The 21,835-nt window shown below is 57.1% G+C and carries 25 protein-coding genes; 13 read left to right on the top strand and 12 right to left on the bottom strand.

Translation table 11 applies throughout. The annotated features are described in order from the left end of the window. The first annotated feature begins 2 nt into the window (after positions 1-2). Both AC0TOF_RS10375 and repC read left to right on the top strand, forming a co-directional pair. On the top strand, positions 3-884 hold the full coding sequence (locus tag AC0TOF_RS10375) for a helicase RepA family protein (RefSeq protein WP_473768175.1): 882 nt from the start codon (positions 3-5) through the stop codon (positions 882-884). Beyond that, positions 865-1,848, top strand: coding sequence for a replication protein C, IncQ-type (repC, locus tag AC0TOF_RS10370; protein WP_473768174.1), 984 nt, complete (start codon positions 865-867; stop codon positions 1,846-1,848). The genes AC0TOF_RS10375 and repC overlap by 20 nt, the downstream gene beginning before the upstream one ends. A gap of 606 nt (positions 1,849-2,454) precedes the next feature. Here the strand turns inward: repC and AC0TOF_RS10365 are convergent. The 7 genes from AC0TOF_RS10365 to AC0TOF_RS10335 form a co-directional block, all read right to left on the bottom strand. After that, positions 2,455-2,781 carry a hypothetical protein gene (locus tag AC0TOF_RS10365; RefSeq protein ID WP_473768173.1) on the bottom strand — a complete coding sequence of 109 codons (327 nt, stop codon included), beginning with the start codon at positions 2,779-2,781 and terminating at the stop codon, positions 2,455-2,457. A 2-nt stretch (positions 2,782-2,783) separates the two neighbouring features. Further along, a complete protein-coding gene (trbL, locus tag AC0TOF_RS10360; RefSeq protein ID WP_473768172.1) occupies positions 2,784-4,427 on the bottom strand; it encodes a P-type conjugative transfer protein TrbL in 1,644 nt (547 codons plus the stop codon). Between the two features lie 2 nt (positions 4,428-4,429). Further along, positions 4,430-4,612 carry a hypothetical protein gene (locus AC0TOF_RS10355; RefSeq protein WP_000973507.1) on the bottom strand — a complete coding sequence of 61 codons (183 nt, stop codon included), beginning with the start codon at positions 4,610-4,612 and terminating at the stop codon, positions 4,430-4,432. A 2-nt stretch (positions 4,613-4,614) separates the two neighbouring features. Continuing rightward, the gene (gene trbJ / locus AC0TOF_RS10350; RefSeq protein WP_000425121.1) at positions 4,615-5,406 is read right to left on the bottom strand and encodes a P-type conjugative transfer protein TrbJ; all 792 of its coding nucleotides are present in this window, start codon (positions 5,404-5,406) and stop codon (positions 4,615-4,617) included. A gap of 268 nt (positions 5,407-5,674) precedes the next feature. Then, entirely contained in the window at positions 5,675-5,899 is a 225-nt protein-coding gene (locus tag AC0TOF_RS10345; RefSeq protein WP_001565720.1) for a hypothetical protein, read from the bottom strand. Between the two features lie 2 nt (positions 5,900-5,901). Next, on the bottom strand, positions 5,902-6,120 hold the full coding sequence (locus tag AC0TOF_RS10340) for a TraC family protein (protein WP_473768171.1): 219 nt from the start codon (positions 6,118-6,120) through the stop codon (positions 5,902-5,904). An 82-nt stretch (positions 6,121-6,202) separates the two neighbouring features. Then, the gene (locus AC0TOF_RS10335) at positions 6,203-6,445 is read right to left on the bottom strand and encodes a hypothetical protein (protein WP_473768170.1); all 243 of its coding nucleotides are present in this window, start codon (positions 6,443-6,445) and stop codon (positions 6,203-6,205) included. Between the two features lie 344 nt (positions 6,446-6,789). On the opposite strand from AC0TOF_RS10335, the gene AC0TOF_RS10330 reads away from it, so the two are divergent. The 4 genes from AC0TOF_RS10330 to AC0TOF_RS10315 all read left to right on the top strand — a co-directional run bounded on the left by AC0TOF_RS10330 (position 6,790) and on the right by AC0TOF_RS10315 (position 11,375). Further along, positions 6,790-7,170: a plasmid mobilization protein gene (locus AC0TOF_RS10330; RefSeq protein ID WP_473768169.1), complete on the top strand. Its 381-nt coding sequence runs from the start codon at positions 6,790-6,792 to the stop codon at positions 7,168-7,170. Further along, a complete protein-coding gene (gene traI, locus AC0TOF_RS10325) occupies positions 7,167-9,119 on the top strand; it encodes a TraI/MobA(P) family conjugative relaxase (protein WP_473768168.1) in 1,953 nt (650 codons plus the stop codon). Before AC0TOF_RS10330 ends, traI begins: the two co-directional genes overlap by 4 nt. 142 nt (positions 9,120-9,261) lie before the next feature. Next, positions 9,262-10,983 carry an ATP-dependent nuclease gene (locus AC0TOF_RS10320; RefSeq protein ID WP_473768167.1) on the top strand — a complete coding sequence of 574 codons (1,722 nt, stop codon included), beginning with the start codon at positions 9,262-9,264 and terminating at the stop codon, positions 10,981-10,983. 206 nt (positions 10,984-11,189) lie between these two features. Further along, positions 11,190-11,375, top strand: coding sequence for a hypothetical protein (locus tag AC0TOF_RS10315; RefSeq protein ID WP_473768166.1), 186 nt, complete (start codon positions 11,190-11,192; stop codon positions 11,373-11,375). On the opposite strand, the gene AC0TOF_RS10310 is transcribed toward AC0TOF_RS10315, so the two are convergent. From AC0TOF_RS10310 to AC0TOF_RS10295, 4 genes are read right to left on the bottom strand one after another with little or no spacing between them, the layout of a single operon-like run. Further along, the gene (locus tag AC0TOF_RS10310) at positions 11,372-11,806 is read right to left on the bottom strand and encodes a very short patch repair endonuclease (RefSeq protein WP_473768165.1); all 435 of its coding nucleotides are present in this window, start codon (positions 11,804-11,806) and stop codon (positions 11,372-11,374) included. The two genes, AC0TOF_RS10315 and AC0TOF_RS10310, sit on opposite strands and share 4 nt — an antisense overlap. Beyond that, the gene (locus tag AC0TOF_RS10305; protein WP_034062130.1) at positions 11,803-12,732 is read right to left on the bottom strand and encodes a DUF4928 family protein; all 930 of its coding nucleotides are present in this window, start codon (positions 12,730-12,732) and stop codon (positions 11,803-11,805) included. Before AC0TOF_RS10305 ends, AC0TOF_RS10310 begins: the two co-directional genes overlap by 4 nt. Next, positions 12,732-13,880, bottom strand: coding sequence for a DNA cytosine methyltransferase (locus AC0TOF_RS10300; RefSeq protein WP_473768164.1), 1,149 nt, complete (start codon positions 13,878-13,880; stop codon positions 12,732-12,734). The genes AC0TOF_RS10305 and AC0TOF_RS10300 overlap by 1 nt, the downstream gene beginning before the upstream one ends. After that, positions 13,873-14,094 carry a hypothetical protein gene (locus tag AC0TOF_RS10295; RefSeq protein WP_162841062.1) on the bottom strand — a complete coding sequence of 74 codons (222 nt, stop codon included), beginning with the start codon at positions 14,092-14,094 and terminating at the stop codon, positions 13,873-13,875. Before AC0TOF_RS10295 ends, AC0TOF_RS10300 begins: the two co-directional genes overlap by 8 nt. A gap of 252 nt (positions 14,095-14,346) precedes the next feature. Between AC0TOF_RS10295 and AC0TOF_RS10290 the strand changes: the two genes are divergently transcribed. Beyond that, on the top strand, positions 14,347-14,544 hold the full coding sequence (locus tag AC0TOF_RS10290; RefSeq protein ID WP_473768163.1) for an addiction module antidote protein: 198 nt from the start codon (positions 14,347-14,349) through the stop codon (positions 14,542-14,544). A 171-nt stretch (positions 14,545-14,715) separates the two neighbouring features. Here AC0TOF_RS10290 and AC0TOF_RS10285 read toward each other — a convergent pair whose 3' ends face one another. Beyond that, positions 14,716-16,035: a class I SAM-dependent methyltransferase gene (locus AC0TOF_RS10285; RefSeq protein ID WP_473768162.1), complete on the bottom strand. Its 1,320-nt coding sequence runs from the start codon at positions 16,033-16,035 to the stop codon at positions 14,716-14,718. A 201-nt stretch (positions 16,036-16,236) separates the two neighbouring features. Here AC0TOF_RS10285 and AC0TOF_RS10280 point away from each other — a divergent pair, with 201 nt between their 5' ends. The 6 genes from AC0TOF_RS10280 (at position 16,237) to AC0TOF_RS10255 (ending at position 21,834) form a co-directional block, all read left to right on the top strand. Then, positions 16,237-16,737 (top strand): hypothetical protein, encoded by a 501-nt coding sequence (locus tag AC0TOF_RS10280; RefSeq protein ID WP_473768161.1) that lies wholly within the window; start codon positions 16,237-16,239, stop codon positions 16,735-16,737. Positions 16,738-16,923: 186 nt separating this feature from the next. After that, on the top strand, positions 16,924-17,163 hold the full coding sequence (locus tag AC0TOF_RS10275; RefSeq protein ID WP_473768160.1) for a hypothetical protein: 240 nt from the start codon (positions 16,924-16,926) through the stop codon (positions 17,161-17,163). Between the two features lie 48 nt (positions 17,164-17,211). Next, positions 17,212-17,592 (top strand): hypothetical protein, encoded by a 381-nt coding sequence (locus AC0TOF_RS10270; protein WP_473768159.1) that lies wholly within the window; start codon positions 17,212-17,214, stop codon positions 17,590-17,592. Positions 17,593-17,648: 56 nt separating this feature from the next. Further along, entirely contained in the window at positions 17,649-18,581 is a 933-nt protein-coding gene (locus AC0TOF_RS10265; RefSeq protein ID WP_473768158.1) for an isoaspartyl peptidase/L-asparaginase family protein, read from the top strand. Positions 18,582-18,945: 364 nt separating this feature from the next. Continuing rightward, positions 18,946-19,980, top strand: coding sequence for a prolyl aminopeptidase (gene pip / locus AC0TOF_RS10260; RefSeq protein WP_473768157.1), 1,035 nt, complete (start codon positions 18,946-18,948; stop codon positions 19,978-19,980). Between the two features lie 36 nt (positions 19,981-20,016). Continuing rightward, the gene (locus tag AC0TOF_RS10255) at positions 20,017-21,834 is read left to right on the top strand and encodes a S9 family peptidase (protein WP_473768156.1); all 1,818 of its coding nucleotides are present in this window, start codon (positions 20,017-20,019) and stop codon (positions 21,832-21,834) included. Position 21,835 lies beyond the last annotated feature (1 nt).

The following is a 21,835-nucleotide window of genomic DNA, read 5'->3' as shown; positions in this document are numbered from 1 at the left end:
TTGTGGCGATTGACTTACGGGCAGCCTTCGAGAACGAACCGCCCACACTGGACTTCATTTGGCCGGGCTTTCTCGTAGGCACAGTAGGAGCGTTGGTAGCTCCCGGAGCTACAGGCAAGAGCTTCTGGGCGCTGGAAGCGGCAATGGCCATCGCGTGTAGCGTTGCCGGTGGCGATCTTGTAGGGCTTGCCCCCGCGAGCACTGGCCGCGTGGTCTATTTCGCTGGAGAAGACCCGGAAATTGCACTGGTGCGCCGTATCCATGCCATCGGTCAGCACCTGAATCAGCAGGCACGTGAAGCCATCGCGGAGAACCTGACCATCAAGCCGGTCATGGGTGCGCTCATGAACGTAATGGATGACGCTCAACGCGCAAACCTAATCAAATTCTGTTCCGGTGCTCGACTAATCGTATTGGATACACTGAGCCGGATTCACGACCGCGACGAGAACAACAACGGCGAAATGGCCAAGCTCGTAGCCAAGCTGGAGCACATTGCGACGTGTACCGGGGCCTCAGTTCTGTACCTGCACCACGTTAGCAAAGGTAGCGCCCGCGATGGGCAGACGGATCAACAGCAGGCAGCACGAGGCGCATCCGCTCTAATCGACAATGCCCGCTGGTGCGGCTTCGTCGCAAAGATGACCGAGGACGAGGCTAAGAGCCTCAGCGACCGCGCCTATGACCGTCAGCCCATCGGCAACGACCGGCGCGGCTTCTTTGTCCGTTTTGGTGTCAGCAAACAGAATTACGACGCTACTCCGTATGACCAATGGTATCAACGCCGCGATGGCGGCGTTTTGCTTCCGGTGGAGTTGTTGGACGCCAAGCAAGAGGGTGCGGATCGGACCCGAGGCAAGGGCCATGTCGCAGCCGCATATTAGACCGGCTTACGCTCGGCTCGATCCTGCCCATGCGTTCGACGGACTATTCGTCCCCACGAAGGGCAAGCCGCGCGGACGTTTGCTCGTGGAGCCGCGCCGCTTCGGTAGGCTTGAAATCGGCTTTCAAGGCTTCGAGCAGCTTGGAGCCGATGATCAATCGATCCTGCTGGCATTGACTGCTCAGCTTGGCATAGAGCGTCTTGTAATCGAAGCTACCCCAGTCGGGCCTTTCAGCAAACAGTTGCGCCTCGCGCTGGACTTTAACCGCGACGAAGGCGCACCGTTGGCGACCAAGCGCACCAGTCTGCGAAGCCTCCTGATCGGCGCCGGATATCGAGACCCCGAAAGTGGAGCTGCGCTTGCAAGAGCGAAAAAGAGTCTCAACCGGCTGCGGGCAACACAAATTCGGGAAATCGATAGGGAAACGGGGTGGGATAGGGCCTGCAACCTGATTTCGCTTAGCTTCAACCATAAGAGCGGGGAAATTTATGTCGCCGCCAATCCTCGCCTGACGGGTGCGGTTTTTCATGGACAGCATGTCCGAGTCTCGTTGTTCGAGCGGAACGCACTGGAAACGGAGGTCGCCAAGCTGCTGCACTGCTGGCTATGCTCGAATATCCGACTTGGCCAAGCGCTGGGGAACGGCAATGGAGCACACCTCGACACCCTTGCGCCTCACGTCTGGGGCCTAGTGGCATGGGAGCGCTTCTCCGCGTCGGACCGCAGTAAAAGGCGCGGCCAGCTGCGAGCGGCATTGGATGAAATCGCAGAGCGCACATGCGGCCTGCAAGATGGAATGGGCTGGGCCATCGACCAGACCAGCAGCGGGCTGGTGTTGGTCGTCCGCCCCAAGGTGCTGCCACTTCTTGAAAGCGAGCACGAAACGCCTCCCGCCGGAATGTACGGACTCACAAGTCAGTCCGACCGAGAACCGTCCACCTTGTCAGATTGGACGCCGAATTGAATTAGCACCCCCGGCGCAAGTGGAAACCACCCCCGGCGTAGGTGGAAACCACCCCCGGCGCAGGTGGCAATCCGCGAAGCCTCAAACATGGGCGCAAACCCTTGTGCCGTCTCGTCTGCGGTCGTTCTCTGGAATTCCGGTCTAAGAAGTTCTAAGGAACTTCTACCATGCGCGCTAAGCGCCGCGCCTTGATGGCGCAGCTCATCGCTTGCTGCTCTTGGTCGGCCTACGGCCGTTGGGCACCAAAAAAGGTAGGGCGGGCCTGCCGTCGCCGCCGCGGCTAGTTCCGTGGATTACCCACCGGTCGCAGCACCTGGTCGAGCCGTTGAAACCGGCAAAAAGACGATCAGGCACCAAAAAGGGAAGGGCAGGGCCAAAACCGACATAAGGCCTCTAACGGCCAGCGAAAGCGTGCAGAATCCCTCCCGTATGGGCCGTGGTGGCGTTTTTTCAGTGTCGGAATAGGTTCATGGCTGTCATGCGTGAAAGCTTCTCACAGAGCGATACAGGCCGTTTTTGCGGTGTGTAATAGACGGAGAAGCTGTGGCAGGAAAACAAAACCCCGCACTTAGGCGGGGTTGTGGGCGATGGAACTGGCTGTGCTCGTCAGCGATTGATGACCCTGCCTCGCTGCCGTTCTTCCTCTTCCATCTGAAGGATGGCCATTCTCACACGCTCTACCAGTACCACCTGATTCTTGCTGCCGAAAAGTGGCATGCGATTAAGCATACCCATGCCGCCGTACAAATGCGCAGCAGCAGGCAGAGCCAATCGGTTCACACGATGCTGTAGTGCCGTGTACTGCTTATCCAGTGCATCGAGCTGCGAGCCGAAGCCTTTGCGTCGCAGCCATTGGCCAAGCGCCCACATACCAATACCGAGAACAAAAAAGCCGCCGAGCATCATCAGGCCAAAAAATATATCGTTCATCATGATTACGTCTCCGATTGAGAGTTAACGCTAGAAGCCATGCCGGGCACATTGAGCGCGCCGACGTCTCCGGTGCTAGTGGTGTCCGATGCCGGACGAATAATGTTGGATTCCGCTTGTGCAGTCGGCTCCGCGCCGTCATCAGGCGTTGGACTGTCACCGCCGGGGACTGGAGGGGGAGATCCGGTGCCCCCGAGCGAAAGCCCGTGGGAGCTTTCCATGCCGGGTACGCTGATAGCGCCCAGCACGCCAAGCGTCCGTGTGGCCACCTCGGCACCCTGCGCAACAGCCTTGCCGTTGCCGCCAGTCCCTTCTTTTGGTGTCATCTGCCGTTGCTGCGCGACGGCTTGCTGATCCATATTGTCGTCACCACCCTTCGCAGCTTTTCCGGCCTGTTTGGCGGCTTGCTTCAAGCTGCTGCCTGATTCTTGGCTAGCAGGCGAAGCGGCCGCCGACACTGGATTCGCCGATCCTGACGCGACACCACCCCCGACGCGAGAACCTGCGGCCTTTGCGGTCGCACCGCTGCCCCCTCCTGTGCTTGCGCCAATTCCAGCGCTGCCGACGCCCGTCGCACCACCGATGCCCCCTGCGGTACTGCCGCCTGCCATGCTGGCGTTCAATGCGGAGGCCAGTCCACCACCCGCGGCACTGGCAGCGCCTCCGCCAGTTCCCGCGGCCCCTAGTGCTCCAGCAGCCGGGGCTGCTGCCCCAGCTGTTGCAACAGTAGCGATTGCGGCCGCCGCACCGGCTGCACCGGCTGCGGCCATGCCCCCAATTGCAGAGCCGCCGCCCATCGACGTGCCGCTAATCATGCCGCCGATCAGTTCAGGGATGGTTTTGGTCAGGTAAGCGCACACCAAAGACAGGCCGACCAAGGTCATCAACGACGCTTCGTCGTTGGTGTAGGCTGCCGACCATTCTGCGGAAACCTGCATGATCAGACCCACAATCAGAGTCAGGACAAACAGCTTGGCACCTACCGCAACGGCATAGCGAATGGGAGCCAGTGCATATTCGCGTGTCCATTGAGAGCCACCGAAACCCATGAACAGGACGGCGGCATTGATGATGACGTAGGCCTCTACGAGCGTCACGAACACCAGAGCCGCTATAAATGTGAAACACATCAGGACGATCAATGCAGATACGGCCACTACAACCGATGTGATTGGGCTGAACATCGAAACACCGGCCGTCAGCACCTGCCGTGAAAAGTCCACAGCAGTTGAGAACATATCCCCCGGCATCAGCTCCGCACTACCCAACCCTGCCGCGTGCGCCCCGGCCTGCCGGAAGCTGTTGACGATGGCCCCGCCCCACTCGGTCGCATGCTCGAGCATCGCATAGAAGAACCCTATCACGAGGATGAATTTCACCAGCTCATGGAGGATGTCGCCCAGTTCAGCTCCGCGCATGACCAAAGGAGCAAAAGTCCAAACTAACTGGATGACGGCAAGGCATCCCAAGAGCCACAAGGCGTAGTCATGCAGGCGCGGTGCCCATTGGTTTGAAGCGTTCTGAATCAGGCGCAGAAGGCTGTTCATAGACGTGTTGCTCTGCGCCAAATCGACCCCGGCAGCCATCGCACTAGTTGCAGATAGCAAGAGCACCGCGCCGACAAGCGCGAAAACGGTTGAACGTCGCATAGTCAGAACCCCTCAGACGGGCCGCGAGTGTTTGGGCGGCTGCGGAATTGGTCATCCTGATGGCCATTGCCGACCGCTGCGCATTCCGGCGCGGCGGTGTTCGTGACGACTACGGCCGTCAGTGCCGACCCACCAAGGGCCGAGACGAGGCAGAGGGCGGCAATCAGCGCCTTAGAAATCATCATGGTTAGAACCCCTCAGACGGGCCGCGTGTATTTTCACGGCTGCGGAATTGCTGTTCGGAGGCATCGCTAACGGACTGTCGTTCGTTTTGCTGCGCCATGTAGTTGCCTTGCAGGGTGATTTGCGTGGCCACCAGATCGCGCAGTTTCTGGAGCTGCTGCACGTTCTGCGCCGCAATCTCGTTCCCGGCTTGAATGGCCTGCTGACGGCCAACGGCCGACTGCGAACGGCTCACCAACTGATCCAGCATCGCGTTCTCATCCTCGAATGTGCTGGTATTTACGCCAGCGGCCTGCATGGCCGTGCGGGCGTTATCGAAGCCGGATTGTGCCCAGTCCCGATAGCGCTGCGGCATGTTGTTTTGCCCTTGGCCAATCGAGTTCAGATAGCTGTCATAGCCCTTGAACTGCTGGCGAAACTGTTCGTCCAGATTGCTGATGTTGCGGCCGAGCGACTGCGCCGAGTTGTAGACGCTGGCCACGCGCTGAAGGTCGCCAGTGATGGTGTTGAACATGCGGCTGGGCAGTGACATGCCCTGCTTAATCATGTTGTCGTACTGCTGGATCTGCGTCTGCAACTGCTGGGCCGTGTTCAGTTGCGTGTTGACCGCTTCGGCGTACTCGTACATCTGCTGATAGAACGTCGAGCAGTTCGAGCAGTAGATGGCATAGGCCGGAGCCGGTGCCATGTAGAGACTTACACCAAGGCCTGCGCTTGCCATTGCCAAGGCGAGCGCCGCGCCTCGACCGAATTTTCGGGCGGCATAAGCCGACGTTTTTTGCGATTCCATTTCCATACCGAATACCTCATTTTGTCATCATCCGAGGTTTGATTATTGACCGATATGGAGCGATTTTAAATATGCGGATAATCTTGTATCCGCATAGAATTCAATGATTTATGTCCGTAAACTGTCCGTCAATCTTCACGAGATTGTTTCTCAATACTATGATTTTGATCGCGTTTTTTATGATGAGCGGAACGGGCTTGGATGTCCGTTTTGATACGTTTTACGGACAAAAAAAGCCCACCGAAGTGAGCTTTTGATAAGCCGGTGCGTGGCGTCAGTGGGCAGCGTAATAGGGATTCTGTGCGCGATAGAGGTCACGCTCCGGTTCAGGAATGTGTAGCGTTTCAAGGTGCCAATCTTCGAGTGAAGAAGCCAGCTCGGCCGCTATGCGCTGGGCTTCCATAACGCTGTTGCTAGGCCGCCCACTGGCTCGACCGAGGCAGGCTTGCAGTTCGTTGAGTTGATTGGCCAATGCGCTGATGCGGTGAGCTGTCTTCATGATCAATTCCCCTTGCTGATCCTTTCCACGATTCTGTCGAATTCTTCCCGGACTTGATCGTCCGTCAGTTCAAGATTAACCAACCCTGATTTTATTGCAAGTCTTCCGATTCTTTCGGCTGCCTCATTGTCAAGTTTTGCCAGCCTTGCTTTTGCCGTTTCAAGCTCTGAAAGCGCATCAGCTCGCCGCTCTGAAAGTGTCTTTCTGGCCAATTTATCCACTCCTCTTTGGTGCCATTTTGGCTTTACGCCGTTGAATGTAATTGCATTCTAACGACCGTCGGCATGTTTGGCCATAACAGGATCATCGCTTCCCGTCGTGCTTGTAGGGAGCGAGGATTGGCTGACCTTGCTTGATGTATCGTGTGACGTATTTGGTGAACTGGGTGTATCCCATTTCGAGCCGGTCCGCGAATGCCTCATAAATCCATACCAGCGGTACCCCGCGTTCGTGCTCCTTCCGCACCTCATCCAGTACCGCCACGAACGATGCGCGGCCACGGCGTTGAGGGCGACGTTCAGTATTTACATTTTGATGGTCGGTCATGTGCCTTTCTCCGTTCTCGACGTTCGGTCCAAACCAGTATATCCAAGCAAAGAAAATTAGCGCAATTTTACGTAATTCTGCGCTCGCAATAACGCGACGATGCGCGATTTAAGGAAAACTAGCGCAATTATAGGAAAATGAACGCAACTTATGTTAGCGAAGCTGGCCATTAGCGTTAAATTGCCTAGAATTGCACTGAGCAGTACGGCAAGATGTGTGTTGTACCGGTACGGGCAAGCTCGCACCAGTCCAACACCGCCCCTTACTCACCTGCGGTTCGACGGCATCTTGCTCTGCGAGGTTGTCAGTCGCTCCGCGACATTTACACCAAAGAGGAAAGGCTTATGGCCGGTGAAAATGCGATTGAGGCTATCAAGCCGCATTCGCGTGGGACACGTCCACGGCGGGAGCGAATTGAGGTTTGGGTCAGCATTGATGAGAAAAAAGAGTTAGCCGAAAGGGCCGATCAGGCGGGATTGTCTAATGCCGCTTTCCTTCGCGCTGTTGGGCTGAATCTGCCTATAGGTTCACGGGCCGATTTGGAAGCTGTCCGCCAGTTGGCAAAGGTGAATGGCGACCTAGGCCGGGTGGCCGGATTGCTGAAATTGTGGCTCGCTGAGAAACGCGGTCAGGGCGCGCGACCGATTGACGTAGAAGCGATGATGATGGATTTCCGCGCAATCCAAGAGGTCATGCGGGCGCTCATGGGGAGGATTTCCAAATGATCGCACATCGCATCAACCGTGAACGCAAGGCCTCAAGCCCAGCCCGGTTAATCAAGTATATGGTGGCGGCCAAGGGCGGCATTGACCCTACGAGCTGGGAGCGCACGGCCGATTACATTCTGGATTCCGCCAATGGAACGACCGAGGGCGAGAAGGTCGCCAGCTACCGCGTTACCAACTGCGGCACGGATGATCCGGCAGATGCCGCAATCTTAATCCAAGCCACGCAAGCGGCTAACACCAGGTCGAAGGCGGAAAAGACCTACCACTTTGTCTATTCTTTCCCGCCCGGCGAGCAGCCAGACCTTGAGGCGCTGCACGCCATCGAAGACGAACTATGCTCTGCTATCGGCCTCGATGAGCACCAGCGTGTATCAGCGGTTCATATCGACACCGATAACCTGCATGTGCATGTGGCCATCAACAAGGTTCACCCGACCGGGTTACAGAATATCGAACCCTATTACGATCAGTTCCGCCTGATGGAGGTCTGTGAGCGTCTTGAGGTAGAGCATGGCTTGCAAAGAACGTTTCATGGTCTGGAGGCAAAGCAGCGGCATCAGAACCGCGACATTGAGCTGTTGCCAGCGAAAGCCCCAGAGCAGCGCGACAGCCTATTCCGTGAACACCTTAGAAACGCTTACGACCTCAGCATATCGAAGCCTCCTGAAGCCAAAACCCTGAACAGGTTGCGCAAGCTGTCCGATACCCGTCTACAGAGGCAGTCAGCAGATAAAGCGGAGCCAGTCCGCATCGGCGCGAAGGTGGCCAGCGTGGAGGCGCAGTCCGGCATCGAGACGCTGACCGGGTACGCGGCCCGCAAACTGGCCCCGGCGATGCGACAGGCGACGAGCTGGCAGGAGCTGCACGACGCAGCGGCCGAACACGGCCTAGAGGTTCGCCAGCGCGGCGCTGGCCTTGTCATCGGTGAGCCAGATTCAGGCATTTGGGCGAAGGCCAGCAACGTCGGCCGCGACCTTTCCATGAAGGCTTTAACCGACCGTCTTGGCACGTTCCAGCCTTCCGAACGGCAGGCCGAGGCGAAGGCGAACCGCAAGCGGTACGAGCCACGACCCCGGCGATCGGACAACCCGACGACTGCGGACCTGTTCAGCAAGTACCAGCGTGAGCGACAGGCGGCCATTCTGGCCCGTCGTCAGGGCCTCGACCAGATCAAGCGCGAGAGTGCGGCTTTCAATGCGCAGGTGAGGCAGTGGAGCCAGACAGAGCGAATGCTTTTGAAGGTCGCGGGCAAGGGGCCAACCAAACGCCTTATGTACGGCACTATCAAAAAGCAGGCCGACGCCTCGCGCCAAAAGAACCGGCAGAGCGCAGACGCTCGCCGTCAGGCGCTGTTCAAACAGACGACGATGCCCACTTGGGCCGACTGGCTGACGCAGCAGGCCGAGCGCGGCAACGCCGAGGCGCTGGCCGTGCTGCGCGACCGCGAGGAACGGACACGCCGCTGGAACGGGGAGCTACTGACCGCCGACCGGGCCGACAAGGCTAAGGCTGTCGTTCTCGACAAGCTCAAGCCCAAGGCCCGGAAAGACGGGACGATGGCCTACAGTACCATCGACGGCGGCATGGTGATCGACCGGAAGACGCACGTTCAGGCGCAGAAAGCCACGACCGGCGCGGCACTGGTTGCGCTCGAACTGGCGTCCAAGCGGTTCGAGGGGCAAGCCCTCATCGTGGAAGGCACAGACGAGTTCCGGCTTGAAGTCGCCCAGCTCGCCGGTATGCACGGCCTTAAGGTCACGTTCACCGATCCGGCGATGGAGCAGATGCGCCGCGAGACGGCCGAGCACAAGGAAATGGAGAAGGCCTTTCAGACCGAGGTGTACGGCCGGAAGGGCACCACAAACGCTGAGGGGAGCAAGACACCGCGTGTCGCTCCACAGCATGGCCAGAGCCGGACGAAAGACCGGTCCAATACGCTGACGTAGCACCTTTCGGTGCCAACTTGACTGTTCACGACAACAGAACATTCGCCAATAGCCTAAGCAATAAAATTAGATGATGATGCGTGTGGGGCTCGGCTCTGATTCGACCGGAGACGAGAAATGTAAATAACATTTGGGGCTAATCATGAAGTTGCGTGCTATCACGATACATAATTTCCGTTCAGTACTCGATGCGGACATTGAGGCGCACGACTACATGTTGTTGGTTGGCGCGAACAATGCGGGCAAAAGTACAATCCTTAATGCTCTGCGCGCGTTTTACGATGACGCCAAATGGACGGCAGATGATTTTCCGAAGGCCGGTGCAACCGACAACGAGTCATGGGTGCAGTTGAAATTTCGCCTTAATGACGATGAGTGGGCGGGGCTTGCGGACGAGTACAAAGAAGATGTGGCCGATCAGAGCCTTACCGTGCGCCGGTACTTTAAGTCCGATAACAAGGCTCGGGTTCAGAAGGATCAAAGCAATATTTTTGGCTTCACTAAAGGACAGCTTAGTGATGCCTTGTTCTATGGCGCGAAGAATGTAGGAACCGCTAAGGTCGGGCAAGTACTTTATGTACCAGCGCTGACTACGCCGGCCGAACAGACTAAGATGAGCGGGCCGTCTCCGCTGCGTAATATGCTCAACTTTTTGCTGAAAAAGGTGGTGTCTAAGAGCGAGGCCTACAAAGAAATCACTACAGCGTTCGAGAAGCTGAATCACGAGGCCCGCAAGGATGATGGGTTTTTGAGTGAGATTTCTAGGCCTCTTAATACGGCAATATCAAGTTGGAGCATCAAAATTGATCTATCCGTGAATTCGGTAGCGCCGGAGGATATCTCGAAGTCACTGGTAAAATTCGCCTTCGTCGATTCGTCACTCGGCGACGTTGGTTTTGATCTTGAGCGCTATGGGCACGGCTTTCAGCGCTCGGTTATCTACGAATTGATACGCTTGGCGCCGACCTTCAAAGACGAGAAGAAGGCTGACAAAAAGGAATTCAACCCGTCTTTCAACCTTGTATTGTTCGAAGAGCCGGAGGCATTTTTGCATCCGAGTCAGCAGGAAAGCATGGCCTTCCATTTACGTCGCCTTGGCGCAGAAGAAGGGCAGCAAGTTATTATCACAACACATTCGCCTACATTTGCAGGAAAAGCTGCCGAACAGATTGGGCAAATTGTACGGGTGCAGCGCTCTAATGGGGCAACGCTGACGTTCCAGCCTAAAGGGGCCAAAATCACTGAATTGTTCGAGCAAGGTGGCGACTTATTGAAGGCACTTCAAGCTTTCGTTGCCGATGTAGGTATCCCGGAGGACCGGAAAAAGAACGCTAAAAAGATGATTGCCAACCCGCCGCAGGGAGACATCGGAGCGCAAGAGGAGCAGTTTCGCTTCCAGCTCTGGCTCGATGGTGAGCGTGCATCGCTGTTTTTCGCTGATAAGGTACTCCTATTAGAGGGCGCTACCGAGCGGGGGCTGTTTAACTATCTTCTGGCTAACGACTGGCACGACCTTGGCACGCAGCGAATCTGTCTGGTTGATGTTCTGGGTAAGTACAACTTCCATCGATATATGGCGCTAATGGAGGCCTTTGGCATTCCACACGGGGTCATGCTGGATGATGACAATGGTAAAGAACACCAAAGTGCAGTGAATGACCTCGTAGAAGCGTCCGTAAACGGCCATAGCCTCGCCGCACCTGTAAAATTTGCGGATTGCTTGGAGACATTCTTGGGTCTGCCGGTCCCAGCAAAGGACAGGAAGCCTATAGAGATTCTCAAGGCTGTCACTGGTGGGCAAATTGCAGCCGATAAACTGGAAGCATTGCGGACAGCCTTTTGCAAGGCTTTAGCAATCGCCTGACAGCAACACGGTTGTGCCAGTCTTTCAAGGCCAGCTTTGGTTTGCACAATCCAAAACGCGCTATGACGGATTGTTTTCTATCCATATACGGATGGTTGAAAATCCGTAGTGCGGATGCCTTCCTATCCACAGCACCTATGACGCGCTGAAATTATCTTGGATTGCTACATGCTTTATCGTGACTGGAGAAAGGAGGACGGCAACAAATGAAAGACAGATCGCATGACACGGCGATGGCCGAGCACTTCCGCTCCGATCCGACCTATGCAGCGGAGCTGCTTGCCGAAGTCCGCCGCGACGGCACCCCGACCGAGTTGGCCATTTGTAATTGCCCAGAACCGATAATTGGTTTTTTATTAATGGCCAATTCACAGCCAACTGGGAGAGGCTAGACGGCTCTGTGCCGCCGCTTATGGCTTGTCTGATCTTTGATGCTGGCTGCCAGCGCGACGAGGCGCTGCGGGTCGCGTGTTTCGCACTCCCAAATTACCAAGGCTGTCCATCCAGCGGCGGCCAGCTCGACCATGTGGCGTGCGTCACGCGCCACGTTCCCATCCAGCTTCCGATTCCAATAGTCCGGCCGGGACTTGGGCCGGTCGGCCGCCTTGCAGCCGGGATGCTGATGCCAGAAACACCCATGCACGAACAGCGCCACGCGGCGGCTTGGAAACACCAGATCAGGAACGCCAGGAAGGTGCCGGTCATGGAGCCGGAAGCGCAGACCGGCGGCGTGGAGGAAACGCCGCACGACCATTTCCGGGCCGGTGTCGCGGGAACGCACAGCCCGCATAGTGCGGCTACGCTGCTCCGGCGTCTCGCTCATTGGCGAAATTCGATTTTCAGGCTTGGGTCCGTTTCGACTTCTTCCACGATCTCGTTATAGCGCGTTACCACGTCGCCCACGGCCACGCGTCGGCCTTCGGCCGCGAACTTGCCCAGCTCGTAGAGGTTCAGGGCTACGAACTGTTCAACCTCGAAAACGTCGATGCGTTCGCCCAAGCCGGCATTCTCGGCCAGCCCTTCGGCAACCGTCAGCCCTCGTGCTGTCGTGACGATGATTGGTCGGTGGCCGTTGTCGATGTTGTCGCGGCAGCGGCCAATGACCGCCTCGCCGGGTGCCGTGGTGACGTGGATAGCCACATCGCCAATGAAGAAGTCGCCATTGCGCCCGGATTGGGCGTCAGACGTGGAAAAGCTGTTGTGCTCGAAGTTGCCGACGCCAAGGGCGCAATCGAGTTTGGCCCCTACCAAGTGTTGCAACACTGCGCCAGCATACTGCATCCCTGGCGTGTTACGCTGCCGTTCTTCGGCTTGGGCAATCATGTCGCGCACCAGCGTTCGCAGGCTGCGCGAGGCGTCCAGGCGAATCTTGAAGGGCTTGGCCGAAAAGAACTCATGCACGCGCTCAATCCAGAACGCTTCCACGGCATCGAGATCGACCGCGCCGCCGGCGGCCAGTCCGTTGAGGAAGGCCACATATTCGCGCATGTTGCTGATGCTGCCTCGACTGGTGCGGCCGCCTTCAGCGGCTAAAACGCGGGTGATGCCGTGGCGGTTCAGAACCGCTTGCACCGCGCCACGGCCCAGGCCGAGAACCTGGCCGCCTGCTTCGGTCAGCAGCTCGTCCTGGTTGAGCGGCAGACCCTTCCGGGCATGCTGCGTGACGACCAGCGCAACGCATAGCGGGCCTTTGCGGTTGAACTTCCGATCTTTGTTGAAGTCCCTCAGAGCCGTTACCAAATCCGTCATTACGCTGCCTTCTTCTCGACCGCAAGGGCCGCCGCTAACAGCGGTTCGAGGATGTGTTCGGCCAGGAAGCGCACGACCGGCACGGCCACTCCATCGCCAGCCAGGTGATAAGCGTCGTTGTAGTTCTTGGGCAGCGCGTAGGTGTCCGGCAGGCCCATGAGGCGGGCCGCTTCACGCGGCGATAGCAGACGCGAACGAACGCGCTTGCCCTCGATCACCATAATGGTTTGGCGGCTTGAACCGCCGGTAGGCGTTCGCAGGCAACCGGCCACGTCATCGAAACGAATTTCAGCGCGTTGCACCTTTTCGCCGTTCGGGCCATCGGCGCGGGTACGCTTGTAGATCGTGCCCACCTGGCGGCCGCCGGCTTTCTTGGCTGCCTCGACTTTTGCCAGGTTGAGCGGGTTCATCATGCCGAGCAGCTTCTTCGTTTCGGCGGTCGTGTGCCAGGTGACGCCGTGCGGCTCATCTTCCACGAGGTCGGCAAAGATCGACGAGCGGGCCGGTGGTGCCGGCAGGTGCCACCACTCCCAGGAGCTTTGCGCACGCTTGGAGAGCTTGCCGTAAGCCTCGACCAGGGCGGAAGGATGCCATTCCCCTTCCGGGCCGTTGGCGATCAGGGCGCGGGGAATCGGCAAGGATTTGCGCACGGCGATGATGAACAGACGCGGGCGGGACTGTGGCAGGAAATGAACGGCGTTGATGACCACGGCACCGAACCGATAGCCGTTGTTCGACAGGGCCGAACTGATCGCGGCAAAGTCCTTGCCATCGTGCGAGCTAAGGGCACCGCACACGTTTTCCAGCACGACCAGGCGCGGCGCTCGATCTTCATCACCCAAGGCTCTGATCAGCTTCCAGAACGGCCAGAAGGTGCCAGAGCGGTCGCCCTTGAGACCGGCACCGGCACCGGCCAGGGAAAGGTCTTGGCAAGGGAACGAGGCCCAGGCCAGATCAGCGCCGGCTGGCAGGTCGGCAGTAGTCAGCGCAGCGACGTCGCCCACGCGCAGATGATCGCCCCCCCAATTCGCGGCGTAGCTGGCCGCCTTCTTCGGGTCGAAGTCGTTGGCGAACAGGCATTGCCAGTCAGGGCCAAGACCGGCGCGGGCCATGCCGCCGCCGGCGAAAAATTCGTAGAAATCAGCCATTGGCTCCCCCTGCGCCTTGCGGGCGCGATAACGAAGCGAGACGCGTCAAGCGTTCCGTCACGGCTTCGGTAATCCAAGTATTGCGAGATACGTTGCCGGCCCTGCGCGAGCATTCGGCATCAATGGCTTCCAGCACCTCAGGAGAGAGGCGCAGATTGATGCGCTCTAGCGCACTAGAACGCGAATCTTTGCGGTCGGCTTTCATAGGCGCCATTGTGGTGCCATCTTGGCGCACAGCCAAGAGCATTTTATGCCATTTTTGGATTGTGCAATCCAACAACGTTCCTGCGGCAGAAGTTCTACAGTGGATAGGGCGGCAAAGAGTGACGGATAAGGCGCTATCCGCATACGGATAGGTGAGCATCCGATGCACGGATGCTTTTGTATCCGCAGCTCATGGCCGCGCTGAAATTGTCTTGGAATCGCACATATTCTATGGTGCTACCAGCAAGGAGGACGGTGCCAAATGAAAGATAGATTGCATGATGCGGCGATGGCCGAGCACTTCCGCGCCGATCCTACCTATGCAGCGGAGCTGCTGGCCGAAGTCCGCCGCGACGGCAATCCGGCCGAGCTGGCCATTCTGTTGCGGCAGATGGCCACGGCCTCGGCAGGTGATGAGAGGTCGGATGACGCCGATACAGAGCGCGGTCTACCCCTCTGATTTGAGCATGGTATTTTTCATGGTTCGGCAAATAGGCATGGTGTCAAGACACTGATTTATATGGGGTTTTTCAGGTGGTTTACAATTGAGTGGGAATGATCCCGCGTCCGGCATAGGCCTGCACCGGAGAACATCGAGATACATCTAAGCCCGCGTGATTGCGGGCTTTTTCTATTCTTGGACATTGTCTGAAGCGCTTCGAGTCGCTAAGCGGGACTTTCCGAAATCGGTATAAATATCGGCTCTTGTTTGAGGTACGGCGGAAATGCCGCGTTTGCGTTTTGAAGCCACAGTCTGGTTGATCTGGACGGTGCCGCGCTCGAATGCCAGCGAACAACCCGCAAGATACAGCAGCCAGAGACGCGCTTTCGGATAGCCGATTTCAGCGACGGCCTTATCGAAATTGCTATAGAGACGCTCGCACCATAACCGGCATGTCATGCCATAGTGTTCGCGCAGATTCTCGATGTCGTGGACTTCGAAGCCATGTCCTTCCAGGTTTTCTACCGTCATTCCCAGATGATCGAGTTCTCCTCCCGGGAAAATGTACTTCACCAGTGCTTTGTGCTCGGCGCTTTTGCGTTTGAAGGATTTCTTGTCCTTTTTCATGCGTCGCGTGATTGCATGATGCATGTAAAGCCCACCGGGGCGTAGAAGCCGGTTCACAGCGCTGAAATAGCTGTCGTAATTGGCGATACCGACATGCTCGAACATTCCCACAGAGGAAATCTTGTCGAACTGACCGTCAAGCTCGGCATAGGATTTGACGTGGATGGTAATCCTGTCTTCCAGTGCTGCTTCTCTGATCCTTTCGCGCGCCAGCGCCGTCTGGGCTTCCGACAATGAAACGCCGGTGCCAATGACGCCAAAATTCTGTACCGCATAGATCAGAAGAGCGCCCCAACCGCAGCCAATATCCAGAAGACGGTCACCCGGCTTCAATCGTAGTTTTCGGCAGATGAGCTCCAGCTTGTCCTTCTGGGCCTGGTCGATATCATTTGCCCAATCCGTGAAGTAGCCACACGTGTAAACCATCCGCTCGTCCAGGAATAAGCGGTAAAACTCATTGGAGACATCGTAGTGATGCGTGATCGCCTCCTTGCTTGATCCGCTGACGAAAGGTTCCTTGCCGTCGAGAACTTCGCGCCCACTGGCTTTACCAGCAAAAAGAAGAGCTGGAAGGTCCTTGAGTAGTTGCCATTTTGGCAACTCCTTCAACCTGTTCTTTACGCTTCCGTTGGTTTTTGCTTTGGCGAGATCGAAGATTGTACCATTGCTGATATCCACCCGACCTGAGGTCCAGATATCGATCAGTGAATCGTAGTTCGGTTTGAGAAGGAGTTGCCGAACGATCGTCGGATCATTGATCACCAGGGACGGACCGTCGAATGCACCTATGCGCGTACCGTCCCATAACTCCACATTGAACTGTGGGCGCAGCGTTTCAACAACTGTCCGAATGATGCGAACAGATCTGGCTTCAACGGTCATGCCATGCCTCTCTATTGAGGTTTCCGACGGTGATCTTCCCACGCCGACCCTATCCTAAGGTGCTAGCGATTGCAGTCATAAAATCGTGACAGTTCCTGCCATGCCTTCAGCGAGAACAGCGTGTGATAGGAAGGATTGCCTGCATGTCGCATTTCGGTCAAAAGAGCGGCGTTAACTTGCGATTCAGGAAAAGAACAGGCGATGGATAAACGTTCAAAGACAAGTCGATGGCTTGCAATATTCTTGATCGCAGGCTGTGTTCTGAGTTTTCCGGCTGACTTGCATGCCCAACAAGCTGCGGGTGCAGAGGTTTCAGTAGGCACTGAAGAGACATCGCACCATCCTGCACCGGCAACTGCTACCTTTGGCCAGACGCAGTTCGTTCTAAGCGGCGATCCCATCGTCCCTCCGCGCGATTATGCAAAAGGGTCGGAGATACCGAATCCTGATGAATACGATCCCAACGAGTCCGGAACGATTTTTGATATCGTTTATTTGGGCATTGTCGATGGCAGGATGCGTTTTGAAATCCGTGGTTACACCGCCAGGGATCTGCAAACCCCGAATACGGGGCAGATATTGGATTTCCCGCCTGACCAACATGCCATCGAAATCAGAAATATCCGGATCGACGTGGAGGCTGCTGACCCGGGAAGCCTGACCTATAAGGCAAACAGGTTTTCTGACGGTACGGGTAAGTAGCTGGTGTACCCAGTCGATATATCTACGGGCTGGCACTTTTTGTTCATTCAATTCGGCGTTGTTGAGAAGTGTCTGAGAAGTGTCTGACACGTCGAACTATGAAACGATATAAAAACGGCGCGTACAAATTTGTGATTCGACGAGCGGAAATTGCTGCGCAATGGAGCACTTTAAAAGGCAGAGGGCATGGAATTTCCCCGTGACATCGTAGATACGGCCAGCAATTTGTGGCTCGAAGTCTCAGAGGCCGACGAAAAAATAGCACCTGTTGACGCAATCGCGCTTGCTATACTCAGGGAAAGGCAGCGATGCGCGACGATTGCGCTTTGCGTGTTTGACGATGAAGAATGGTCAGACGATTATCGCATGGCTGGCGGGTTGGCCGCAGATGCTATACTTGCAGGCAACAGCAATGTTGCAGATTAGAATGATCGAATCACGGTCGAAACCTGTCGCGCACGGAAACGGAATGAAATGGTAATCGAACGTTTAGGGGCAGGGATCGTTTGCCTGGTGTCCATGATCGTAGTTGGATGCACGACTGCACCGCAGAATTATGCGGCCACTCTCTCGCCGCACGACCCGAAATGGGTTTCGCCACAATGCGAGGAAATTCGTGCAGAGGCCGTGAATTATCAGGCGAGAGAAAAGAAAGCCTCCGATTTAGCACCGGGGCTTCTCATAGGTCCCTACGGGCTGGCTATTGCTGCGGCTATAAAAGAGAACGATGAGAAGAAACGAAAACTGTTCGTTCGCGAGATGCATCTCCGCTGTTCCAGTGCGCCTCTGCCCAAGGAACTCGAAAGTACGCCAAGCGTAACGAACCGGTCAAAACAGGCGGATACATTTCGATAGATCGCAAGGTTCTTCAAGTTGTTCGACTTTGATAGTCTCTTCAATAGTGAGTTCAGATGTCTAAATTCGTACCTGTAATCGCGCTGCATGGCGGCGCCGGAACCATTCTCAAAGCCAATATGACGCCGGAGAAGGAAGCGGCCTATCACGCCAGCCTGCGCGAATGCCTGCAGGCCGGGTTGGATGTGTTGCGGGGTGGCGGGAAAGCGCTCGACGCCGTGACGGCATCCGTCATTGCCCTGGAAGAAAATCCGTTGTTCAACGCCGGTCGCGGGGCTGTTTTCACGACGGATGAAACGCATGAGATGGATGCCGCCATCATGGATGGTGCAACACGTGCATGCGGCGCGATTTCGGGAATTTGTGGGCCGCGCAATCCCGTTCTTGCGGCACGTGCTGTAATGGAACAGACCGAGCATGTATTCTTTGCAGGGGAAGGGGCGAGACGGTTTTGTGAAACTGCGGGTCTCGAAATGATGGCTCCAGAATGGTTCTCGACGGAGCAGCGCCGCAAGGCGCTTCATGACGAAATGGAGCGCCGCCGCAGCGGTGCCGCGGACGACGGAGACCCTGCCCGTAAGCATGGGACGGTTGGCGCGGTAGCATTAGACAGCTTCGGGCATCTGGCTGCGGCCACCTCCACGGGTGGCATGACCGCCAAGACACCGGGACGCGTTGGTGATAGTCCGGTTATAGGCGCTGGAACGTGGGCAGATGACCAGACGGTTGCGCTGTCGGCCACCGGCCATGGCGAATATTTCATTCGCTGGGCCGTGGGCCATGAAGTGGATGCGCGCATGCGCTGGGCAGGGCAATCGCTCAATGAAGCGGCTGGCGCTGTCGTCCGGGAACTTGGCGAAATCGGCGGTTCAGGCGGTCTTGTCGCTGTGGATCGCAATGGGAACGTCAGCCTGCCCTTCAACAGTCCGGGCATGTACCGCGCGTGGTGCGGTCTGGACGGTGAGGTTCACACTGGAATCTATCGGTAGCGCCGAAAGAACTTCCTGACCCTCGCGGAGGCAGGTTCAACGAGCATCGACTCGGCCTCCTATATTGATCGACAATATTGGTCTCGCTGGCGCTGCGGGACCAATGTCATATGACGATCCAAAAACAGGTGGCCGAAAATTTCAAGCGGCCGTTTTATCTCGCTATTCCAAATTGGAATGGCAAGTCTAAATTTGCATTGGCCAAACCCCAAAATTGCTGCCTATAAATTTCAAATAATAAAAAAGACAGTCAAGAGAGATTGCTCGCCGGGTTTTCTTCAAGCTCTTGAAAAGGCAAGAAGATCTGCTTCGGGCAATGTTGGCTGGCGCGCATTTCCAACGAGCGCAAAAATGGGGAAAATGAATGACGGAAGCCAAGCGCGTTCCGGAGGGAGAGGTTTATCCTTCCGCCAAAAATGCGCAGCAATTCAAAGGCTTGAATCCAATCGAACTCGGTGGAGCGGAGGCCGTCGTTCTTCCGACGCACGAATTCCGTTTACGGGTTAGCGATCTGCATGAGCTTTCCGTTCTGGAATATGGCAATCCCCGGGGCATCCCCGCGGTGTTCCTGCATGGCGGCCCCGGTGCGGGCGTTTCGGCCAGTCAGGTCGCCAGTTTCGATCTCGATACCTATCGCGTCATTACCTTCGATCAGCGCGGCGCGGGACGTTCCACCCCTGTCGCAGAAATTGCTGAAAACACCACGCAGCATCTGATCGCGGATATAGAAGCCCTGCGCGAAAAACTGGGTATCGAGCGCTGGTTGGTAGCCGGCGGCTCCTGGGGATCGTGTCTCTCGCTTGCCTATGGCATTGCGCATCCGCAACGCTGCCTCGGCTTTCGGCTGCATGGCATATTTCTAGGCGGACAGGAGGATATCGACTGGTGGTTCCACGGCTGCCGCGCCATCTTCCCCGATCACTGGCAGGAATTTGCCGAATTTATACCGGTGAGCGAGCGCGGCGATCTGCTGGCCGCTTATTATAAGCGTCTCACCTCGGGCGGTCCGGCACAGGAGCATGAAGCGGCCCAGAGCCTGCGTGGATTTTCGGCACGCACACAGACCTTCGAACCGAACACGGATCACGTTTCCAAACTTCTGAAGCCGGAAGCGGCCTTGGCTGTATCGCGCATTTTCACCCATTATTGCGTCAACCGCGCTTTCTTGCCGGAGAATTATCTCATCGAGAATATCGACCGTATTCGTCACTTGCCCGCGGAAATCGTACAGGCGCGCTACGATACGGTGACGCCGATGATGACGGCGTGGAAGCTCAAGGAAGCTTGGCCGCAGGCCGGTTTCACCATCGTCACCCTTGCCAATCATCAGTCGACAATCGGTCCGATGGCCGATGCACTGAGCGCCGCATCGGCCCGGCTGGCAGGACAGTTGGCGTGACCCCATTCATCAATCTCTGGAATTGAGGAAAGTTCGATGTTCGATACAACGACCGCCGACATATCGCTTTCGATGACGCACTACATCGATATCTGCAAGGCGGTGAAGCCCGCTGTCTCCCCGGACGGCGAGCTTCTGGCCTATCTCAGCGACGAAAGCGGCACGGCACAGGTCTGGACGCGCCCACTTGCCGGCGGCACGCCGCGCCAGCTCACCAATCTGCCGGAGCCGGTCGGCAATCTTGCCTTCAATCCCAAAAGCCGTGACCTGCTCATTACCACCGACTGGGGCGGTGACGAACGCCACCAGCTCTGGCTGATCGAAAACGCCGAAGGCGAACCGCGTCTTCTCACCACCGATACGACGGTGGTTCATGCCTGGGGTTGCTGGTCGCCTGACGGCACACAGATCGCCTATGGCGCCAATTATCGCGACCGTTCGCATATGGACATCCATGTCATGACCGTCGCCACTGGCGAGACGAAATGCATTTACAAGGGCATCGGCTGGCGCACGCCTGCCGCTTTTGCGCCCGATGGCAAGTCGCTTCTCGTCAATGATTGCCAGCGCGCCATGACGGATCAGGATTTCTGCCGCCTCGATCTCGAAACCGGCGCTTATGAGAATATCCTGCCTCATGAAGGCCGGGCGCTCTATCAGGCGCCGAAATTCTTCAAGGACGGCTCCGGCATTGTGATGATTGCCGACCAGCAACGCGAATATCTCTCGGTCATGGTCAAGCCGGATGATGCGTCGACCTTGACCGAGCTTGCCGCCTTTGACGGCCAAGATGTGGAAGCGCTCGCCATATCGCCGGATCAGAGCAGGATAGTGCTCATCCTCAATCGTCAGGGCTGGAACGATCTGGTGCTGATCGGCCGTGATGGCGCGGTGCTGAAAGAGTTTGAATTGCCGTTTGCTGCGGTGGTGGCTTCGGTCGCATGGACGCCGGACGGCACATCGCTGATCATGCCGATGGAGGGTGCTGCGACGCCGGGGGATATCTGGCGCTGCGACGTGGAAAGCGGCGTCTTCACCCGCCTGACCGATGCGCCGAAGGCCAAGGTCAGATTACCGGCGTTCCTCGAACCGACGGTAACGAGCGTTGCAGGTTTCGACGGTCTGGACATTCCCTATTTCATCTACAAGCCAGAGCGTACGCCGGGTCCGAATGGCTATCCGGTGATGATCATCGTGCATGGCGGCCCCGAAGCCCAGTGGAAGCCGGATTTCCGGGCGGACATCCAGCACATGCTGGCGCACGGCATTATGGTCATCGCGCCGAATATTCGCGGCAGCACCGGTTATGGCCGCGCCTATCAGCATCTGGATGATCGCGAATTGCGCATGGACAGCGTTGCCGATCTCAAGGCAGTGCGCATGGCGGTCGCGGCGCGCAGCGATGTGGATGAGAACCGTATCGGCGTGTTTGGCCGCTCCTATGGCGGGTTCATGGTCTTGTCGGCCATGACTGAATATCCCGATCTCTGGAAGCTGGGCGTCGAATATTACGGGATCGCCAATTTCCTCACCCTGTTGCAGACCACTGGGCCGTGGCGCAAGGAACTGCGCGCCATCGAATATGGCCATGCTGAAACCATGCGTGAGGAACTGGAGCGGTTCTCGCCCATCAACCGCATCGGCAATATCGCAGCGCCGCTGATGATCGCCCACGGGCTGGAAGACCCGCGCGTCACGCCATGCGAGAGCGAGATGGTCTATTCGTGTCTGCGCGGCCTTGGCAAGCCCGTCGAATATCTGCGTGTGCCGCATGAGGGCCATGGCTTTGCGCGCATCGAAAATCGTCGCCGTGTGTTCGGTGCGCTGGCCCGTTTCATTGACGAGAACCTTTAAA

The sequence above is a fragment of the Ochrobactrum sp. PL_is501 genome (genome assembly GCF_055816895.1).
This window is presented reverse-complemented; position numbering and strand designations above follow the sequence as displayed.

Coding starts and splice junctions, on each gene's coding strand:
- repC (WP_473768174.1), top strand. CDS start 865: ATGTCGCAGCCGCATATTAGACCGGCTTACGCTCGGCTCGATCCTGCC.
- AC0TOF_RS10365 (WP_473768173.1), bottom strand. CDS start 2,781: ATGATGAACGATATATTTTTTGGCCTGATGATGCTCGGCGGCTTTTTT.
- trbL (WP_473768172.1), bottom strand. CDS start 4,427: ATGCGACGTTCAACCGTTTTCGCGCTTGTCGGCGCGGTGCTCTTGCTA.
- AC0TOF_RS10355 (WP_000973507.1), bottom strand. CDS start 4,612: ATGATGATTTCTAAGGCGCTGATTGCCGCCCTCTGCCTCGTCTCGGCC.
- trbJ (WP_000425121.1), bottom strand. CDS start 5,406: ATGGAAATGGAATCGCAAAAAACGTCGGCTTATGCCGCCCGAAAATTC.
- AC0TOF_RS10345 (WP_001565720.1), bottom strand. CDS start 5,899: ATGAAGACAGCTCACCGCATCAGCGCATTGGCCAATCAACTCAACGAA.
- AC0TOF_RS10335 (WP_473768170.1), bottom strand. CDS start 6,445: ATGACCGACCATCAAAATGTAAATACTGAACGTCGCCCTCAACGCCGT.
- AC0TOF_RS10330 (WP_473768169.1), top strand. CDS start 6,790: ATGGCCGGTGAAAATGCGATTGAGGCTATCAAGCCGCATTCGCGTGGG.
- traI (WP_473768168.1), top strand. CDS start 7,167: ATGATCGCACATCGCATCAACCGTGAACGCAAGGCCTCAAGCCCAGCC.
- AC0TOF_RS10320 (WP_473768167.1), top strand. CDS start 9,262: ATGAAGTTGCGTGCTATCACGATACATAATTTCCGTTCAGTACTCGAT.
- AC0TOF_RS10315 (WP_473768166.1), top strand. CDS start 11,190: ATGAAAGACAGATCGCATGACACGGCGATGGCCGAGCACTTCCGCTCC.
- AC0TOF_RS10310 (WP_473768165.1), bottom strand. CDS start 11,806: ATGAGCGAGACGCCGGAGCAGCGTAGCCGCACTATGCGGGCTGTGCGT.
- AC0TOF_RS10305 (WP_034062130.1), bottom strand. CDS start 12,732: ATGACGGATTTGGTAACGGCTCTGAGGGACTTCAACAAAGATCGGAAG.
- AC0TOF_RS10300 (WP_473768164.1), bottom strand. CDS start 13,880: ATGGCTGATTTCTACGAATTTTTCGCCGGCGGCGGCATGGCCCGCGCC.
- AC0TOF_RS10295 (WP_162841062.1), bottom strand. CDS start 14,094: ATGGCGCCTATGAAAGCCGACCGCAAAGATTCGCGTTCTAGTGCGCTA.
- AC0TOF_RS10290 (WP_473768163.1), top strand. CDS start 14,347: ATGAAAGATAGATTGCATGATGCGGCGATGGCCGAGCACTTCCGCGCC.
- AC0TOF_RS10285 (WP_473768162.1), bottom strand. CDS start 16,035: ATGACCGTTGAAGCCAGATCTGTTCGCATCATTCGGACAGTTGTTGAA.
- AC0TOF_RS10280 (WP_473768161.1), top strand. CDS start 16,237: ATGGATAAACGTTCAAAGACAAGTCGATGGCTTGCAATATTCTTGATC.
- AC0TOF_RS10275 (WP_473768160.1), top strand. CDS start 16,924: ATGGAATTTCCCCGTGACATCGTAGATACGGCCAGCAATTTGTGGCTC.
- AC0TOF_RS10270 (WP_473768159.1), top strand. CDS start 17,212: ATGGTAATCGAACGTTTAGGGGCAGGGATCGTTTGCCTGGTGTCCATG.
- AC0TOF_RS10265 (WP_473768158.1), top strand. CDS start 17,649: ATGTCTAAATTCGTACCTGTAATCGCGCTGCATGGCGGCGCCGGAACC.
- pip (WP_473768157.1), top strand. CDS start 18,946: ATGACGGAAGCCAAGCGCGTTCCGGAGGGAGAGGTTTATCCTTCCGCC.
- AC0TOF_RS10255 (WP_473768156.1), top strand. CDS start 20,017: ATGTTCGATACAACGACCGCCGACATATCGCTTTCGATGACGCACTAC.